The following is a 16957-nucleotide window of genomic DNA, read 5'->3' as shown; positions in this document are numbered from 1 at the left end:
AGCGCGTGCCCGTTTGCGGCCGTGCCGCACCCTCCACTCCAGCGAAGGATGAGCATGAAAATGAAGACGGACACGGTCAAGACGGGCACGGGCCAGGCGCAGCAACTGGCCAGCATCATCAGCGGGCACCACACGGAACTGCTGGACGGCTGGATGGCCGGCCTGGTCGCCCGCCTGGTGCGGCGCGACAAGATTGCGGAAAACGAGCTGCGCCAGCAGGCAGCGCAATTGCTGCCGCTGCTGGCGGGCGCGCTCGACAGCGGCGACGCATTCGACATCGAAGGCGGCGCCTGGGACGACACGCGCCACCTGCTCGCCGAAATATCGCAATCGCGCGTACGCCAGGGCTATTCGCCGATCGACACGGCCAGCTTCATGTTCGCCCTGAAGGAACCGCTGTTCGCCTACCTGCGCCAGACAATCACGGCGCAGCCGCAAGAGCTGGGCGACGCCATCATCAGCACCAGCAAGCTGTTCGACGAACTGGGCCTGCTGACCATCGCCATCTACCAGAAGGCGCGCGAACAGGTGATATTGCGCCAGCAGCAGGAATTGCTGGAACTGTCCACGCCCGTGGTGCAGCTGTGGCAAAACGTGCTGGCCCTGCCCCTGATCGGCACCCTCGACAGCGCCCGTACGCAGGTGGTGATGGAAAGCCTGCTGCAAAAGATCGTCGACACGGGCGCGCTGATCGCCATCATCGACATCACGGGCGTGCCCACGGTCGACACCCTGGTGGCGCAACACCTGTTGAAAACCATCGCCGCCGCGCGCCTGATGGGCGCCGACTGCATCATCAGCGGCATCCGCCCGCAGATCGCGCAAACCATTGTGCACCTGGGCGTCAACCTGGAAGACGTGATGACCAAGGCCACCCTGGCCGACGCCTTCGTCGTGGCCCTGAAACGCACGGGTTCCAGCATCACTTACCAGCAGCAACAACACTGAGGCGCCTATGGAAAGAATCCCCATATTACGCATGGGCCGGCTGCTGCTGGTGACGATCCAGGTGGACATGCATGACCGCCTGGCGATGACCTTGCAGGACGACCTGACGACGCGCATCGTGACGGACCGCGCCACGGGCGTGCTGATCGACATTTCCGCGCTCGACATCGTCGACTCCTTCATCGGCCGCATGATCAGCAACACGGCGGCGATGGCGAAAATCCTCGACGCACGCACCGTGGTGGTGGGCATGCAGCCAGCCGTCGCCATCACCCTGGTGGAACTGGGCTTGACGCTGGACGGCGTCAGCACGGCGCTCAACGTGGAACGGGGCATCAAGCTGCTGGAACGGGACGGCGCATGCGCATGAAGGGGGCGCCGTGCTAGGCGCGCCGGCACAGGAACGCGCACAGGAGCGCGCACAGATCCTGCCCCTGCACAGCGATGAAGACGTCGTGCGGCTGCGCAAGCAGGTGCGCGACAGCATGGTCGCCATGGGTTTTGGCCTGATCGAGCAGACCAAGATCATCACGGCGGCGAGCGAACTGGCGCGCAACACCCTGCGTTATGGCGGAGGCGGCGAAGCGCGCATCGCGCGCGTCTGCGATGGCGCGCGCCAGGGCCTGGAACTGCGCTTTGTCGATGCGGGTCCGGGCATCGACAATATTCCCCTGGCGCTGACCGATGGCTATACCAGCGGCGGCGGGCTGGGACTGGGGCTGGGTGGCGCCAAGCGCCTGGCCGACGCCTTTCACATCGACACGGCGCCCGGCGCGGGCACCACCGTCACCATCGCGAAATGGAAGCTGTTTTGAACCACATCGAGCACGCCCCTGACATTGCCAGGCAACGCAGTTTTCCCATCGGCGAACCGAGCGAGATCGCCGCGGCCCGCCGCGCCGGCAACGAACTGGCGCGCCGCATCGGCTTTGACGACGTGCGCACTGGCCAGCTGGCCATCATCATCAGCGAAGCGGCCACCAACATCGTCAAGCACGCGCAGCGCGGCGAAATCCTGCTGCGCAAGGTGCTGCGTGGCGGCACCAGCGGCATCGAAGTGCTGGCCATCGACCATGGTCCCGGCATGGCCAATGTGCGCCAGCATATGCAGGATGGCCATTCCACCACGGGCACCTACGGCGTGGGGCTGGGCGCGATACGCCGCTTGAGCCAGGAATTCGACCTGTACACGGCGCCCGGCAAGGGTACGGTGCTGATGATGGTCATATGGGGGCAGCACGCCAGCAGCGCCATTCCGGCCAGCCCGAACTGGCAGATCGGCGCCGTGTGCCTGCCGCTGGCCTCGGAACAGGTGTGCGGCGACGCCTGGAACGTGGTGTGCGAAGGCCATGAACTGAGCCTGATGGTGGCCGATGGCCTGGGCCACGGCCCGCTGGCGGCGCGCGCCTCGGAATGCGCCAGCGCGCTGCTGGAGGACAGCGCCCCCGGCTTGCCACCCCTGCCCGCGCCCTTCATCGAACTGGCCCACGGCGCCCTGCGCGCCACGCGCGGCGCGGCCCTGGCGGTGGCGCATATCGACAGCGCGCGCCGCCAATTGCGCTATGCCGGCGTGGGCAATATCGCCGCCTGCGCCTTCGACGCGCAGCAGCGCCAGCATTTGCTGTCGCATAACGGCATCGTCGGCAGCAATCTGCGCAAGGTGCAGGAATTTTGCTATCCCTGGCAGACTGGCACGACCCTGATCATGCATAGCGACGGCCTGCACACGCGCTGGGACCTGGAACGGTATCCGGGCCTGGCGCACTGCCACCCAAGCCTGGTCGCCGCCGTGCTGTACCGCGATTTTGCGCGCGGGCGCGACGACGTCACGGTGGTGGTGCTGCGCGAACATGAGGAGCACCGGCATGCCGGTGCGGAAAGGAACGGCACGCCATGACACAACGCATATTGACGGCGCATATCGGCAGCGAACTCGATGTGGTGGGCGCGCGCCAGCGCGCGCGGCAGATCGCCGCCCTGTGCGGCTTCGGCGTGCAGGACCAGGTGCGCATCGCCACGGCCGTGTCGGAACTGGCGCGCAACGTCTACAACTACGCGGGCAGCGGCAAGGTGCATTTCGCCATCGATGGCCAGACGGCGCCGCAGGTGCTCAGCATCCGCATCGAGGACCAGGGCCCCGGCATCGCGCAGCTCGACAAGATATTGGCCGGCACCTACCGCTCGCCGACGGGCATGGGCCTGGGCATCCTGGGCGCGCAGCGCCTGATGGACCGCTGCCATATCCACAGCGCACCGGGCGACGGCACGCACATCACCTTGCAAAAGCTGTTCCCGCGCGCCGCGCCCCTGCTTGACGGAGGCATGATTGGCGCGCTGTCCGGCAACCTGCAAGCGCTGCCCTCGGATATTACGCTGTCCGAAGTGCAGCAGCAGAACCGCGAACTGCTCGCCACCCTGGCCGAACTGAAAACGCGCCAGGACGACCTGCTGCAGCTGACGCGCGAACTGGAAGACACCAACCGGGGCGTGGTGGCGCTGTTTGCGGAACTCGATGAAAAAGCCGACCACCTACGCCGCGCCGACCAGATGAAATCGCGCTTCCTGTCGAACATGAGCCATGAATTCCGCACGCCACTCAGCTCCATCCGCGCCCTGTCCAAGCTGCTGCTCGACCGCATCGATGGCGAACTGTCGCAGGAGCAGGAAAAGCAGGTGCTGTTCATCCTGCAAAGCGCCGTCAGCCTGAGCGATCTGGTGAACGATTTGCTGGACCTGGCCAAGATCGAGGCGGGCAAAGTCGATGTGCATGCCAACAGCTTCCAGGTGGCCGACCTGTTCAGCGCCCTGCGCGGCATGCTGCGCCCGCTGCTGGTGTCCGATTCGCTCACGCTCACCTTCATCGCCCCCGATCCGGCGCTGCAGATCCACACGGATGAAGGCAAGCTGTCGCAAATCCTGCGCAACTTCATCTCCAACGCCCTCAAGTTCACCGAGGCCGGGGCCATCATCGTCAGCGCCACGCCCTTGCCGGAGCAGGATGCCATCCGCTTTTCCGTCTGCGACACGGGCCTGGGCATCGCCACCGAAGACGTGCAGCTGATTTTCGAGGAATTCAGCCAGGTGGAAAACCACATGCAGCGCAAGGTCAAGGGCACGGGCCTGGGCCTGCCCCTGTGCCGCAACCTGGCCACCCTGCTCAATGGCACGGTGGCGGTGGAAAGCACGCCGGGCCAGGGGTCGCTGTTTTCCGTCGTCCTGCCCACCAGCTACCGTGCGCCGGAAGGCAGCCTGCCGCCCTGCGCGCCGGCCAACGACAATGGCAACGACCAGCGCATACCCGTGCTGGTGGTGGAAGACAATCCGCCCATCCGCCTGCTATATGAAAAATTTTTGGCCGGCAGCGAATTTCGCGTCGTTCCCGCGCGCAGCGTGCGTGAAGCGCAGGAACGCTGGGAACAGCAACGCCCTGCCGCCGTCATCCTCGACATCCTGCTGCACGGCGAAACGGCCTGGCACTGGCTGGCCGAGCTGAAAAACGACCCGCTGCGACGCCAGGTGCCCGTCATCGTCGCCACCGAGATCGACGACGTGCGCAAGGGCCTGGCCCTGGGCGCCGACGCCTACTACGTCAAGCCGCTGCCGCGCCAGCAATTGCTGGCGACCCTGCGCGCGCTGATCGGCAATCCACACCACCGGCAAGAGCCGGTTCCGCCGCAAGGCACAACCACCTGGGACAATGCGCATGCTACCGGATAACAACAGCGATGCTCTGATCCTCAACGTCGATGACAGCGATGGCGCCCGCTACGCCAAGTCGCGCATCCTCAAACGCGCCGGCTTCAAGGTCATCGAAGCGTCGAACGGGGGCGACGCACTGCTGCGCGCCCGCCAGGACCACCCGAACCTGATCCTCCTCGACGTCAAGCTGCCCGACATCAACGGCCTGGAAGTGTGCCGCCAACTGAAGGGCGGCGCCGAAACGAACACCATCCTGGTGCTGCAGACGTCCGCTTCCTGCATCGGCACGGCCGACAAGATCCGTGCCCTCGATGGCGGCGCCGACAATTACCTGGTCGAGCCGATCGAGGCCGATGAATTGATCGCCAACGTCCGGGCGCTGCTGCGCCTGGGACGGGTCGAACGCGCGCTGCGCGACGTGGACCGCCGCAAGGATGAATTCCTGGCCACTCTCGCGCACGAATTGCGCAACCCGCTGGGCCCCATCCGCACGGCGCTGGCCCTGCTGTGCAAGCTCGACCCCGTCGTGCCGGCCGTGCAGGACAATGCGCGCCGCACCATCGGCCGCCATACGGACCACCTGGTACGGCTGGTGGACGACCTGCTCGACGTATCGCGCATTTCGCAGGGTAAGATCTCGCTGCAATGGGAAAGCGTGAGCCTGGCCAGCGTCATCCGCAGCGCGCTGGAAACGAGTTCGCACAGCGTCGAAGCGCGCGGCCATGCACTGGATGTGAACCTGCCCCAGGAAGAACTGTGGGTCTGCGGCGACGCCGTGCGCCTGTCGCAGATCGTCGCCAACCTGCTGCTCAACGCGGCCAAGTTCACGGCGCCGGGCGGGCGCATCACCATTACCGCCGCGCGCGAAGGCGACAACGTGCGCATCCGCATGAGCGACAACGGCATCGGCATCGCCGCCGCCAGCATCGACAGCATCTTCGGCCTGTTCGAGCAAAGCGGCCACGCGCCCGACCGGGTACAGGATGGCCTGGGCATCGGCCTGTCGCTGGTGCGCAATCTGGTGACCTTGCACGGCGGCCAGGTCAGCGTGAGCAGCCCCGGCGTAGGGCTGGGCAGCACCTTCGAAGTCATCCTGCCGCTCGACGCCAACGTGCCGCTGCCGACCGCGCCAACGCCGCAGGCAGCCACCGGCGGCAGCCAGCGCATCCTCGTCGTCGACGACAACTGCGATGCGGCCGACACCCTGGCCGAATTGCTGGAAATGTACGGCCACACGGTGCGCACGGCCTACACGGGTGCGCAAGCGACCGAGCGCACGCTGGAATTCAAGCCCGACATCGTCTTTCTCGACATCGGCTTGCCCGACATGAGCGGCTACGAAGTGGCCGTCCAATTGCGCCAGTTGCCGATCCCGCAGCAATTCCTGCTCGTCGCGCTGACCGGGTATGGCCAGGAGCACGACCGCCAGGCAGCCCTGAAGGCCGGTTTCAACGAGCACTTCGCCAAGCCCGTCGATTTCGGCAAGCTGGCCATGCTGGGACTGCATATCGCGCTATGAGCGAGGCCGCCGCTATCTGTCGATAAAGGCGTCGGCTATAATCGGCGGCCGCCCCACCACTGGAAGCATGACATGACAAGCCGCGCGCCGCTGCTGCGCATCACCATGATATTGGGCGCCCTGCACGCCCTGCTGGGCTGGCTGCTGCTGCCTGCCCTGCCCGTCGGCCTGTCCGGCTGGCTGCTGGGCGGCGCCGTCTTGCTGGCGTCGACCATGCTGATGCCGATGACCATCTTCGCCCGCGCCGTCACGGGCGATGCGCGCCTGGCCGACCGCTTGAGCTGGGCCGGCTCGCTGTGCATGGGCTTTTTTTCCTCGCTGTTCGTGCTCACCGTGCTGCGCGCGCTGCTGATGCTGATTCCCGCTGCCCGCACGCACGCGCAGGCGTCGGCCGTGGCGGCCCTTGCCCTGGCGCTGCTGGCCAGCGTCGTCGGTTTCATCAACGCCCGCCGTGTGGCGCGCGTGCGCGAGGTCGACGTGCCCATCGCCGGCCTGCCGGTCGCCCTGCAGGGGCTGACCATCGTGCAACTGAGCGACATCCACGTGGGCGCCACCATCCAGCACGCCTACGTGGAAGCCATCGTCGCGCGCGCCAACGGCCTGCAGGCCGATATCATCGCCATCACGGGCGACGTGGTCGATGGCACGGTGGCGCAACTGGGCAGCCACACGGCGCCACTGGGCGAGCTGCGCGCGCGCCAAGGCGTCTTCCTGGTGACGGGCAACCACGAATACTATTCGGGCGCTGCGCCCTGGGTGGCGGAATTTCGCCGCCTGGGCTTGCGCGTGCTGATGAATGAACATGTAATCCTCGAGCACGACGGCGCGCGCCTGGCGCTGGCCGGCGTCACCGACTTCAACGCGCAAGCCTTCGATCCCGCGCAGAGAAGCGACCCGCAAGCGGCCATCGCCGGCGCACCCGCCGAAATTCCCCGCATCCTGCTGGCGCACCAGCCGCGCAGCGCGCCCGAGGCCGAAGCGGCCGGCTACGACCTGCAATTGTCGGGCCACACGCACGGCGGCCAATTTTGGCCATGGAATTTGTTCGTGCCGCTGCAGCAGCCGTATGTGGCGGGACTGCACCGGCGTGGCCGCCTGTGGATTTACGTCAGCCGCGGCACCGGTTACTGGGGCCCGCCCAAGCGCATCGGCGCGCCGGCGGAGATAACGCGACTCAGGCTGGTGGCGGCATAAGCATCACTCATCACTCCGCCCAACTGGCCATCCATGCCTCGAAACGCGCCACCACCGCCGGCGGATTCAGGCGCGCCATGGCGCCTTCCAGCGGTTCGCTGTCGCTGACATCGAACAGCAGCAGATTTTCATCGCGCCCGGCGCCCGCACCGAACACGCCTTCGGCGTCAAGCTGCGCCAGCGCTGCGATGCAAGCGTCGAATACGCCGGCGCGGAAGGTGGCGAAATCGACGTCGAACGGCAGCTCGCGGTGCGCCTGCAAGAGCAATCGGTAGGCGCTGTCGAAGTACGCTCCCCCTTCGGCGAACACCCACTCGGCCGGATTCCACAGCATCTCTTCGCCATATTCCGAGGCGGCCAGCGCTTCGCGGCTGTTCGCCATGCAGCCTATCGTCATGGCGCTGTCGTCGCTCACCAGCGCGAAAGCGTTGAGGTGCTGGTCGGGATGCGCACGCCGTACGCCGTCAAATGCCAGGCGCGCGGCGTCGACCACCAGCGTTTGCAGCAGCGCGAAATCAAATACGGCCGGGTCGATGAGCATGGCGCGCGCCAGCGTGTAGCCTTCGGCCAGTGCGGTGCAGCAATGGGCCACGTACGCGGCGTGCGCTTCCGCCTCGCTGACGTAGTCGTTGCGCGTTTCTTCGCCCCAGGTCATGGCCGCGCCGGCTGCCGTCCACACGGTCGTACCGAATACGCGCGCTTCCCGGAAGCGGTCCGGCTGATCGCCGTCAAAGGTGTAATACAGGCTGTAATTACTGGGCATGAGATTTTTCATTGGTCAATCGGGCCGCATCTGCGCGGCGAAATCGCGCTGGCGGAATTGCTCCAGCAGGAAATCGACGAACACGCGTGTCTTTGCGGGCAGCAGCTTCTTGCTGGCATAGTAGACGGACAAGGGCCCGGAATCGGCATGCCAGCCGGGCAGCAAGCGGATCAGGGCGCCGCTGCGCAAGTGGTCGAGCGCGTGCGCCATGGGCAGCAGCGCCACGCCGACGCCCATGACGGCCGCCTGCGCCATCGCGTCCGGGTCGTCGAAGATGGCGCGCGGCCGGCATTCGGCCACGCCTTCGCCGCCCTGGCCATCGCGCAGTATCCAGCTGCGTAATCTCCCGCTGCCGGCCGAGCGGCGCGCCACGCCGTCGAACTGCGCCAGATCCGCAGGATGCACGGGCATGGCCTTGCCACGCATGAAGGCGGGCGAAGCCGTGGCGACGACGTGGACGTGCCCCAGTTCGCGCGCCACCACGCCGGGCGTCAGCTCGATGCCGCCGCCGATGGCGACATCAAAACCTTCGCCGATCAAGTCCACCTGGCGGTTGTCAAAATGACAGTCGGGGATGACGCCCGGATAGCGCGCGATGAATTCGGCCAGCAGGGGCACCACGTAACTGCGCCCGAACGATGGCGCCATGCTGATTTTCAGGATGCCGGCCGGCTGGCCGCCCTCTTCCGCCACGCCGGCAATCGCTTCCTGCAAGGTGGACAGGGCGCCGCCTATCTGCTGCAGGAAACGCTCGCCCCCTTCCGTCAGGTTCAGGCGGCGCGTGCTGCGCTGGAACAGCCGCAGCCCGAGGCTCGCTTCCAGTCGCGCCACGTTCTTGCTGACGGCCGCCGGCGTCAGGCCCAGGCGGCGCGCGGCCGCAGAAAAGCTGCCCAACTCGGCAGACAGCACGAAGGATTGCAAGTGATTGAGGGCGTCCATGCGCGTATTTTACCCGCTCATTTGATACCTTTGATTGAAAGTGATTGTAGTGATTCATATCTAGTTCGGCAGGAGTGAAACGCATATACTGAACTTCTCGATTCCTCACACAGAAAGCCCATCATGCAAACCCAAGCCGCCACCACCACCGCTTTACCACTGAAAGACAAGATCGCGTTTGTGACGGGCGGCTCGCGCGGCATCGGCGCCGCCATCGTCCGGCGCCTGGCGCGCCAGGGCGCCAACGTCGTCTTTACCTATCAAAGTTCCGCCGCCGAAGCGCAGGCGCTGGCCGCCACGGTGGAAGCGACGGGCGGCAAGGCGCTGGGCGTGCAGGCCGATGCGGCCGATGCCACCGCCCTGACAGCGGCCATCGACAAGGTAGCGGCGCAGTTTGGCCGCGTCGATATCCTCGTCAACAATGCGGGTGTATTCCTGCCCGGCGCCATCGATGATTTCTCGCTGGCAGACTTCGACAAGACCTTGAACGTCAACGTGCGCGCCGTGTTCGTGGCCATCAAGGCGGCCGTGGCGCACATGCAGACGGGCGGGCGCATCATCAATATCGGCAGCACGAATGCACACCGCATGCCGTTCGGCGGCGCGGCCGCCTACGCCATGAGCAAGTCGGCGCTGATCGGCCTGACGCAAGGCCTGTCGCGCGACCTGGGGCCGCGCGGCATCACCATCAACAACGTCGAACCTGGCCCCGTCGCCACCGACATGAACCCGCCGACGGGCGACTTCGCCGACCTGATGCACGGTCTGATGGCCCTGCCACGTCACGGCACGGCCGATGAAATCGCCGGCATGGTGGCTTACCTGGCCAGCGAAGAAGCGGGATTCGTCACGGGTGCGGGGCTGAAGATCGACGGTGGTTTTGCCGCCTGATCCAGCCCGAACATCAGCGAGCGGTGCGCTGCCACGCCGGCCATGGCACCATCGGCCTCCGCGAACGCCACGCTGCCAGCCATGCGGCCCGCGTCGCCGCAACAGAAGACGCCTGGCACGCTGCTGGCCTTTTGCTCGTCGGTGCGCACGAACGGCCCCATGGCCCCCTCTTCCAGCGCGCAGCCCAATTCGTCGGCCAGGGCACTGGCCAGGCGGGTGCGGGTCGCCACGAACAGGCCGGCCATCACGTGGCGGCTGCCGTCCGCCATGACCACATCGGCTACCCCGTCGATCTGCACCACGGGCTTACGCACCACTGTCACGCCGCGCGCGGCCAGTTGCGCCAGCTGCGCCGCATCGGGCTCGAATGCGCGATTCAGGAAAAAGGTGACCGTGCCCCAGTCGGGCAGCATCAGGGCATGGTGCATGGACAGGGGCCCGGTGGCCAGCACGCCGATGGCGCCCTGCTCCAGCTCATAACCGTGGCAATACGGGCAGTGAAAGACGCTGCTGCCCCAGCGTTCGGCCAGGCCTTCGACGGGCGGTAGCTCGTCGATCACGCCGGTGGCCAGCACCAGGCGGCGGCCATGCACGACGCTGCCGTCCGCCAGGATCACGTCGAAGCCATCGCCATCGCTGCTGGCCGCCGCCTGCAAGGCCGTCCCGTCCCGCCAGGACACGGTGGCATACGCCAGCAGTTGCGCCTTGCCCTTGGCGGCGATGGCGGCCGTCCCGCTGCCATCACGGGTCAGGAAACCGTGGGAATGGCTGGCGTAGCGGTTGCGGCGCTGGCCGCCGTCGATCACCAGCACGCGGCGGCGGGCGCGCGCCAGTTGCGTGGCGGCGGACAGGCCAGCATAGCTGCCGCCGATGATGATGGCGTCAAACGTGGCGCTGTGCGGTTCAGGTATGTGCATGGGGTGCTCCTCGGTGTAAGACGTACTGTTGGCTGAAACGTTCGGCCAGGTCGGCCAGGGTGACAGCGCCAAAGCGCTGGATCAGCAGCGCCTCGGCTTCATCGAAAGCGCCGACCAGCGCCTGGTTCACCACTTGCTCGACCAGGCAGCCCGGCTGGTCGACGCGGTTGCCCATGGCGAAGACGGTGGGCGAACCCACGGCCACGTAAATGTCTTGCAGGGTCACGCTGTGCAAGTCGCAGACGATGTGCCAGCCGCCGCCATGGCCCTTGACCGACGCCACGTAGCCGCGTTCGCGCAAGCCGGCCATCACGCGCCGCACCAGCACGGGGTTGGTGTCCAGGTAGCCGGATAGTTCCTCGGACGTCATCGGGCGTCCCGCGTGGGCCATGTGCAGCAGCACATGGAGGATCGATGATAGTTTGCTGTCGCGTCTCATGTAACTAATGATAGTACATAATTTCAGCACATGCAAACGAGTTGCAATCATGAGGCAAAAAAGGGGTCAGCCCCTTTCGAGTCTGACCCCAGCCTTTGCCATGGGATTACGCTTACACAGCCTTGCGCCGGCGTCCCCGCCACCACACCAGCAAGGCCAGCAGCACCAGTACGCCGACGATGATGCCCGCGCGTGCCAGGCCGATCAGGTTCGATGGCGCGCCGCCGTTGCGCAGGGTCGTCACCTGTTCCGCCGTCACCTTGATGGCGGGATTGCCGTACATCTTTTGCACGTAATTACCCAGGGTGACGATCTGCTCGTCCGACAGCGTCTGGCGGAAGGCGGGCATCAGGTGGCCCGCAGCATGATTACCCTTGCCGTCCTGCCGCTCCACGCCATCGAGTATCGCCATCACCAGATTATTGCTATTGCTGCGGCCCGTCACCGAGTTGTGGAACAGCGGCGGCAGGCTGCCATCGAAACTGCCCTCGCCCCTGGCCTGGTGGCAGCTGGCGCACTGCGCATCGTACAGCTGCGCGCCCGACATCTTGTTCAGGTTTTGCGGCAGTGGCACGCCGCGGATCGCATTCAGCTCGTCGCCTGCCTGACCCCATTGCGTCACCGGCTTCGTGTCCGCCGTGTCGCGGATGGCCGGCACGCTTTTCAGGTAATGCGCCACGGCGTTCAAGTCCGCGTCGCTCAAGTGCTTCAGGCTATGGTCGATGGCTTCGGCCATGGGACCAGCAGCCTGGCCCCGGTGCGCGGCACGGCCCGTGCGCAGGTAGCTGGCGAGGTCTTGCTGGCTCCAGCTGCCGATGCCGCTGTTGACGTCCGAGCTGATGTTCGGCGCATGCCAGGTACCGAGGTCCGCGCCGCCCAGCTCTTTCGACAGCTGCTCGGCCATCAGCGCATTGCGCGGCGTGTGGCAGGTGGTGCAGTGGGCCAGTCCTTGCGCCAGGTAGGCGCCGCGGTTCCACTCCATGCTTTTCGACGCATCGGCCACGAACGGTTTTGTGTCGAGGAACAGCCAATTCCAGAGCGCCATCGACAGGCGGATATTGAACGGGAATGGCAAGTCCGTCTGTTTTGCCGGTGCCGTGTCCACCGCTGCCACGCCATGCATGAAGTAGGCGTACAGGGCGGCCGTATCGTCATCCGTCACCTTGGCGTAGGCCGTGTAGGGCATGGCCGGGTACAGGTGCGCGCCATCGGCCCGCACGCCGCGTCGCAGCGCATCGGAAAACTGCTGCAAGGTGTAGTTACCGATGCCATGCGTTGTCGATGGCGTGATGTTGGTGGCGACGATGGCGCCCAGCGGCGTGGCCAAGGCCAAGCCGCCCGCCATCGGCTTACCGCCAGGCACGCTGTGGCAGGCAATGCAGTCGCCCGCCGTGGCCAGGTAGCGGCCACGTTCGATGGCCCGCACATCGGCGCCGGGAGCGTCCGCCGCCAGCACCGGCAAGGCCACGAGGGACAGCAGCGCGACGCCAACCGCCATTCTGAAAGTCGCCATCATGCTGCCGCTCCCTGTTCGTCGAGGATGTGCTTGACGGTGCGCAGTGCCACGGCCAGGCCGTTTTCCGTCGAATTGCAGGTACCGGACGTGGGCAGCACGCCCGTGCTGCACAGGAACAGGTTGGCATGGTCGAAGGTGCGGCCCCATTGGTCGCACACGGCCTTGGCCGGATCGGAACCCATCGACAAGGTGCCGCAGATGTGCTGGTTGTTGGCAAACACGCCTTCCTTGCTGTGGCGCAGATTGGTGCCGCCCATCAGTTTGGCGATGCGCTCGAAATCCTGCTTCGAGCGTTCGTGGCCACGCTTCGTGTACTCGTCGATTGCATAATGCGCCTGCGGCTTGGGGATGCCCATGGCATCCTTTTCGCTACTGAGGGCAATGCGGTTTTCCGGATTCGGCAGCACTTCCAGCACGTTTTTCAGGCTCATTTCGCGCGCCGAACGGAAACGCAGCTGCTGTTCGAATTCCGCGCCAAAGACGCCCTTGCCAATCAACTCCCTGCTGGCGCCATCGACGCGCGAAATGTTCGTGAAGTCCAGGCGGTACGGCGAATGCTGGCTGCGGAAATCGCCATCGCGCATGGTGTTGATGGAATTGGGGCTTTGCGGGCCACGGCCCAGCCACAGGTCTTCATCGGCATCGAAGGTGATCGAGGTGCTCGGGTGGTCCATCAGGTTGCGGCCCACCATATCGCTGCTGTTGGCCAGGCCGTTCGGGTACTTGTCCGAGGCGGAAACGAGCAATAAGCGGGGGCTTTCGATGCCGTTGGCCGCCAGAATAAAGGTCTTGGCCGTGACGCGGTGGCTGTTCTTGTCGACGTCGTAGTACAGCGCGGCCGTGATGCGGCCCTGCGCGTCGTGTTCCAGCTTGTAGACGTTGGCGTTGCACACGATCTTGACGCCCGCGTCTTGCGCCTGCTGCGCGGCGATGCCGCCGTGGTATTGCGCGTCGATGGGGCAGATCGGCTGGCAGCTGTTGTTGCCGCAGCAGGCCGGGCGGCCAGCGTAGCTGACGCTGTTGCGCGCCACCGTGTTGCCCACCACCTTGAACGACGGGTCGAGGCGCTCGCGGATGCGGCGCATGGCATACGGCTCCGTCACGGGCTCCATCGGGAAGGGCTGCTGGCGCGGCGAACCTGTATTGTCCGCGCCGGAGACACCCATGATGTCTTCCGCTTCCTGATAGAACGGCTCCAGGTCTGCATAGCTGATGGGCCAGTCGACGCCCACGCCGTACAGCGTATGGATGCGGAAATCGTTCGGCACATTGCGCCACGCCTGCGCGGCCCAGTGCCACGACGTGCCGCCGAACTGGCGGATGTATTCGGCAGGGTACGGATACGGGCCCGCCTGCACCAGGTAGCCGTTATCTTTCGGCTGGTAGATCGGGTGCGGCGCCGTGGCCACCGAGGGATACGGCGACATCCAGTCGCTGCGGCGCGTCGTGTTGCGGAAACGGGCGACGATTTCGCCGCGCGACACGCGCGGGCCCGCTTCCAGGATCAGCACCGAGGCGCCGGCCAGCGCCAGCTTGCGCGCGGCCAGCGAGCCGATGATGCCCGAGCCGATCACCAGGTAATCGGCGGAGAGTTCTTCAGCCATGATGGCTCCTTAAATTGGTTTTCTGGCCCAGCTGCCGTAGGCGCCGTAGGAATACGTGGGAGGCTTGAGCACATCGGCCACGACGGCCGCGTTGAGCGCCTGCTCGTAGGCGACACAGACGGCCGCCTCGCCCGTGCCGACGATGCCCAGGTACCAGGCGCTGGCGATCTGGCGCGGCAGGGCCGCCAGCGGCGACTGGGTGGAATCGAGCGCATCGAGCGCCTCCTGCAAGCCGGCCGCCTGCAAGCCCTGCGCATTGATCAGCGCCAGCAGCGCGCGCACCTTCGCCGGGAAGGCCGCATCCTGCGCCACCAGCGCGTCATACAGGCGCCTGGCCAGCACGGGATCGAGCACCGGGCGCCCGACCAGCATGGCCGACACGCCGAGGAAGGCGCCCTGCTCCGCACTGGCGACCGGTTCGGCCAGCGCCCAGGGGATCAGCGCCGCGGCCGACGCCGATAGCAGGCCGGCCAGCACCATGCGGCGGCCGGGATTGAGAGGGCTGCGGCCCTCCTTATTGTGTGTAGCGTCCAATTGAAGCTCCCGTGAGTTCAGCAACCGTTCAGAAAGAATGCTTGAGACCGACCATCACCACCGTCTGCCCGCCGTTCGACGACGGCGTGGCGTTTTGCGAATCGCCGACCGAGGCGACGGCATTGACGATGCTGCCGTCCTGGCCCAGGGTCTGGCCGCGCGCCAGCTGGCGCGCTTCGATCAGGTAGATCGCGGTGCGCTTCGACAGCGCGTAATTCTGTTCGAACGACAGTTGGCGGTAGCGCGCGCGGTCCGACACGCCGTTGGCGCGGCTGGCGTAGGTGTCGCTGTAGCCGGCGGACAGGAACCACTGCGGCGTCAGCTGGTAGCTCGAGATCAGGCCGGCCGTGTTGAAGATGGCCGTGTCGCGGAAGGCCGAGCGGCTGCCCGCCTGGTATTGCACATTGCTGGCATTGGCGCCCACCATCCACTTGCCCATGGTGTAGCGGGCGCTGGCGGCGATGAACGCTATGCTTTCGGCCGAGGTGTAACCCTGGTTGATGGCCGAGATGCCGAAGCTGGCCGAGGCGTTGTCGCTCCAGCCGGCGCCATGCTGTCCATTTTTCAGTTTCAGGTAGCCGAGCGCGAATTCGGCCGGCGAGGTGCTGTACTTGACGGCGGCGCTGAAGCTGCTGCCCACGGCATTCCGGTCGGCCGCTTCGCCAAAGCCGTATTGCGCGCTCGCTTGCAAGCCGCGCCAGGCGGGCATGCTGTAGGTGACGGAATTGCTGATGCGCACGGTCGTATCGAGGCCGTCGATATCGCCCGGATGAGCACCGGTGGCGCCCGTCAGGATGTTGCTCGACGCCAGCGAACCCACCAGCAGGTAATACGGCGTGTACTGGCGGCCAGCAGTCAGGGTGCCGTAGGCGTTCGATTGCAGGCCCACATACGCCTGGCGGTTGAACAGGGAGCTGGCCGAACTCTGCGCGCCCGTATCGCTTTCAAAACCGTTTTCCAGCAAGAACAGCGCCTTCAGGTCGCCGCCCAGATCCTCCACGCCCTGGAAACCGATCTTGCTGGCGGACAAGCTGCCGCTGCGCATGTAGGTAGTCGAATTGCCGCCCTGGTTGCTCGCGTAGGCGGTAGCCGCATCGACCACGCCGTAAATGGTGACATTGCTTTGGGCGCAAACGTTTGCGCCGATGAGCGACGAGACGGCCAGCGCCGCAGCGCGCATGCATGGTGTGTTCATTTTTTCCTGATTTTCCTGTTTTATTGTACGTCCGACAAGTATTGCCGCCGCGATGGCGCAATACAGGCTGTGGCGCCGCATTGCCGCCCCATCCAGCGATGGGGACGTCCGCTGTTCTTCTTGATCTGGATCAAGTGAAGCAAATTATACGCTTATTTACTAACATGTAAGTGATTGACTGTAAGGCGCAGTCTTATAGCAAAACTGGCAGGCGCGCGCGCGCAAGCCCGGCAGGATGCGGAAAAATGCGAAACAGGCATGGGGAAAACAGCGGCGGCGCGTGTTGAACAACACGCGCCCGATCAATGCTCAGGCAGAGAAAAGATGGCGGAGGACTGGGATTCAGCGCAGGATGGCGGGCGCCACTGGCAGGGTTTCGAGGGCAATGAAGGCTTCCAGCGCGCGGCGCATGTCTTCGAACACTTGCTTGCCGTAGGCCGCTTCCAGGTGGGCATATTGCAGGTCGATCAGCTTGCCCATTTGCATTAGCAGGCTGGCGCCCGCTTCCGACAGGTGTACCTTGCGGCGGCGCTGGTCGCCTTCGAACTTGCTGCGCCCAATCAATCCGATTTCTTCCATGCGCGCCAGGATGCCGCTCATGCTGGGACTGGAAATCTGGCAGATGTCGCACAGCTCGCGCGGTTCCAGGGTCGGGCTTTCGTTGAGCGCACGCATGATGCGCCACTGCTGCTCCGTCACGCCGAAGTGATTGAGGATGGGACGGAAATGCTGGAGCAGGCTGTCGCGGGCCTTGAGCAGCAACTGCGGCATATTGGGGTAGCGGATCGGCAAGTGCAAA

Annotated in this window: 17 protein-coding genes; 8 read left to right on the top strand and 9 right to left on the bottom strand. The window is 65.6% G+C overall.

Going from position 1 to position 16957, the window contains the following annotated elements:
* Positions 1–54 precede the first annotated feature (54 nt).
* The 7 genes from ACQ4WL_RS10565 (at position 55) to ACQ4WL_RS10535 (ending at position 7360) form a co-directional block, all read left to right on the top strand.
* Positions 55–948, top strand: coding sequence for an STAS domain-containing protein (locus ACQ4WL_RS10565; RefSeq protein ID WP_436509682.1), 894 nt, complete (start codon positions 55–57; stop codon positions 946–948).
* Positions 949–955: 7 nt separating this feature from the next.
* A complete protein-coding gene (locus tag ACQ4WL_RS10560) occupies positions 956–1318 on the top strand; it encodes an STAS domain-containing protein (protein ID WP_436509681.1) in 363 nt (120 codons plus the stop codon).
* 10 nt (positions 1319–1328) lie between these two features.
* The gene (locus ACQ4WL_RS10555) at positions 1329–1763 is read left to right on the top strand and encodes an ATP-binding protein (RefSeq protein WP_436509680.1); all 435 of its coding nucleotides are present in this window, start codon (positions 1329–1331) and stop codon (positions 1761–1763) included.
* The gene (locus ACQ4WL_RS10550) at positions 1760–2845 is read left to right on the top strand and encodes an ATP-binding SpoIIE family protein phosphatase (RefSeq protein ID WP_436509679.1); all 1086 of its coding nucleotides are present in this window, start codon (positions 1760–1762) and stop codon (positions 2843–2845) included. Before ACQ4WL_RS10555 ends, ACQ4WL_RS10550 begins: the two co-directional genes overlap by 4 nt.
* Positions 2842–4665 carry an ATP-binding protein gene (locus ACQ4WL_RS10545; RefSeq protein WP_436509678.1) on the top strand — a complete coding sequence of 608 codons (1824 nt, stop codon included), beginning with the start codon at positions 2842–2844 and terminating at the stop codon, positions 4663–4665. Before ACQ4WL_RS10550 ends, ACQ4WL_RS10545 begins: the two co-directional genes overlap by 4 nt.
* Positions 4652–6166, top strand: a complete 1515-nt coding sequence (locus ACQ4WL_RS10540; protein ID WP_436509677.1) for an ATP-binding response regulator — start codon at positions 4652–4654, stop codon at positions 6164–6166. Before ACQ4WL_RS10545 ends, ACQ4WL_RS10540 begins: the two co-directional genes overlap by 14 nt.
* A gap of 72 nt (positions 6167–6238) precedes the next feature.
* Positions 6239–7360, top strand: coding sequence for a metallophosphoesterase (locus tag ACQ4WL_RS10535; protein WP_436509676.1), 1122 nt, complete (start codon positions 6239–6241; stop codon positions 7358–7360).
* Between the two features lie 10 nt (positions 7361–7370).
* Here ACQ4WL_RS10535 and ACQ4WL_RS10530 read toward each other — a convergent pair whose 3' ends face one another.
* Complete coding sequence (locus tag ACQ4WL_RS10530; RefSeq protein ID WP_436509675.1) at positions 7371–8123, bottom strand: DUF4303 domain-containing protein; 753 nt, start codon at positions 8121–8123, stop codon at positions 7371–7373.
* A 15-nt stretch (positions 8124–8138) separates the two neighbouring features.
* Entirely contained in the window at positions 8139–9062 is a 924-nt protein-coding gene (locus ACQ4WL_RS10525; RefSeq protein ID WP_436509674.1) for a LysR family transcriptional regulator, read from the bottom strand.
* A gap of 123 nt (positions 9063–9185) precedes the next feature.
* Here ACQ4WL_RS10525 and ACQ4WL_RS10520 point away from each other — a divergent pair, with 123 nt between their 5' ends.
* Positions 9186–9953, top strand: a complete 768-nt coding sequence (locus ACQ4WL_RS10520) for an SDR family oxidoreductase (protein WP_436509673.1) — start codon at positions 9186–9188, stop codon at positions 9951–9953.
* On the opposite strand, the gene ACQ4WL_RS10515 is transcribed toward ACQ4WL_RS10520, so the two are convergent.
* The 7 genes from ACQ4WL_RS10515 to hpaR all read right to left on the bottom strand — a co-directional run bounded on the left by ACQ4WL_RS10515 (position 9881) and on the right by hpaR (position 16956).
* Positions 9881–10870, bottom strand: a complete 990-nt coding sequence (locus ACQ4WL_RS10515) for an NAD(P)/FAD-dependent oxidoreductase (RefSeq protein WP_436509672.1) — start codon at positions 10868–10870, stop codon at positions 9881–9883. The two genes, ACQ4WL_RS10520 and ACQ4WL_RS10515, sit on opposite strands and share 73 nt — an antisense overlap.
* Entirely contained in the window at positions 10857–11309 is a 453-nt protein-coding gene (locus ACQ4WL_RS10510; RefSeq protein WP_436509671.1) for an RrF2 family transcriptional regulator, read from the bottom strand. Before ACQ4WL_RS10510 ends, ACQ4WL_RS10515 begins: the two co-directional genes overlap by 14 nt.
* A gap of 112 nt (positions 11310–11421) precedes the next feature.
* The gene (locus tag ACQ4WL_RS10505; protein WP_436509670.1) at positions 11422–12825 is read right to left on the bottom strand and encodes a c-type cytochrome; all 1404 of its coding nucleotides are present in this window, start codon (positions 12823–12825) and stop codon (positions 11422–11424) included.
* Positions 12822–14429, bottom strand: a complete 1608-nt coding sequence (locus ACQ4WL_RS10500; protein ID WP_436509669.1) for a GMC family oxidoreductase — start codon at positions 14427–14429, stop codon at positions 12822–12824. Before ACQ4WL_RS10500 ends, ACQ4WL_RS10505 begins: the two co-directional genes overlap by 4 nt.
* Positions 14430–14438: 9 nt before the next feature.
* Positions 14439–14963 carry a sugar dehydrogenase complex small subunit gene (locus ACQ4WL_RS10495; protein ID WP_436509668.1) on the bottom strand — a complete coding sequence of 175 codons (525 nt, stop codon included), beginning with the start codon at positions 14961–14963 and terminating at the stop codon, positions 14439–14441.
* A gap of 28 nt (positions 14964–14991) precedes the next feature.
* Positions 14992–16158 (bottom strand): porin, encoded by a 1167-nt coding sequence (locus ACQ4WL_RS10490; RefSeq protein WP_436509667.1) that lies wholly within the window; start codon positions 16156–16158, stop codon positions 14992–14994.
* Between the two features lie 342 nt (positions 16159–16500).
* Entirely contained in the window at positions 16501–16956 is a 456-nt protein-coding gene (gene hpaR / locus ACQ4WL_RS10485; protein WP_436509666.1) for a homoprotocatechuate degradation operon regulator HpaR, read from the bottom strand.
* Position 16957: the final 1 nt, after the last annotated feature.

This window comes from Janthinobacterium kochi (assembly GCF_051380715.1).
Taxonomy (GTDB): domain Bacteria; phylum Pseudomonadota; class Gammaproteobacteria; order Burkholderiales; family Burkholderiaceae_D; genus Janthinobacterium.
Note: the sequence above shows the minus strand (reverse complement) of the source record. Positions and strands in the feature narration are given on the sequence as shown.

What these genes read in the sequence shown, in the direction of transcription:
- ACQ4WL_RS10540 (WP_436509677.1), top strand. Translation starts at nt 4,652, where the DNA reads ATGCTACCGGATAACAACAGCGATGCTCTGATCCTCAACGTCGATGAC.
- ACQ4WL_RS10560 (WP_436509681.1), top strand. Translation starts at nt 956, where the DNA reads ATGGAAAGAATCCCCATATTACGCATGGGCCGGCTGCTGCTGGTGACG.
- ACQ4WL_RS10525 (WP_436509674.1), bottom strand. Translation starts at nt 9,062, where the DNA reads ATGGACGCCCTCAATCACTTGCAATCCTTCGTGCTGTCTGCCGAGTTG.
- ACQ4WL_RS10565 (WP_436509682.1), top strand. Translation starts at nt 55, where the DNA reads ATGAAAATGAAGACGGACACGGTCAAGACGGGCACGGGCCAGGCGCAG.
- ACQ4WL_RS10545 (WP_436509678.1), top strand. Translation starts at nt 2,842, where the DNA reads ATGACACAACGCATATTGACGGCGCATATCGGCAGCGAACTCGATGTG.
- ACQ4WL_RS10505 (WP_436509670.1), bottom strand. Translation starts at nt 12,825, where the DNA reads ATGATGGCGACTTTCAGAATGGCGGTTGGCGTCGCGCTGCTGTCCCTC.
- ACQ4WL_RS10490 (WP_436509667.1), bottom strand. Translation starts at nt 16,158, where the DNA reads ATGAACACACCATGCATGCGCGCTGCGGCGCTGGCCGTCTCGTCGCTC.
- ACQ4WL_RS10520 (WP_436509673.1), top strand. Translation starts at nt 9,186, where the DNA reads ATGCAAACCCAAGCCGCCACCACCACCGCTTTACCACTGAAAGACAAG.
- ACQ4WL_RS10535 (WP_436509676.1), top strand. Translation starts at nt 6,239, where the DNA reads ATGACAAGCCGCGCGCCGCTGCTGCGCATCACCATGATATTGGGCGCC.
- ACQ4WL_RS10510 (WP_436509671.1), bottom strand. Translation starts at nt 11,309, where the DNA reads ATGAGACGCGACAGCAAACTATCATCGATCCTCCATGTGCTGCTGCAC.
- ACQ4WL_RS10530 (WP_436509675.1), bottom strand. Translation starts at nt 8,123, where the DNA reads ATGCCCAGTAATTACAGCCTGTATTACACCTTTGACGGCGATCAGCCG.
- ACQ4WL_RS10515 (WP_436509672.1), bottom strand. Translation starts at nt 10,870, where the DNA reads ATGCACATACCTGAACCGCACAGCGCCACGTTTGACGCCATCATCATC.
- ACQ4WL_RS10500 (WP_436509669.1), bottom strand. Translation starts at nt 14,429, where the DNA reads ATGGCTGAAGAACTCTCCGCCGATTACCTGGTGATCGGCTCGGGCATC.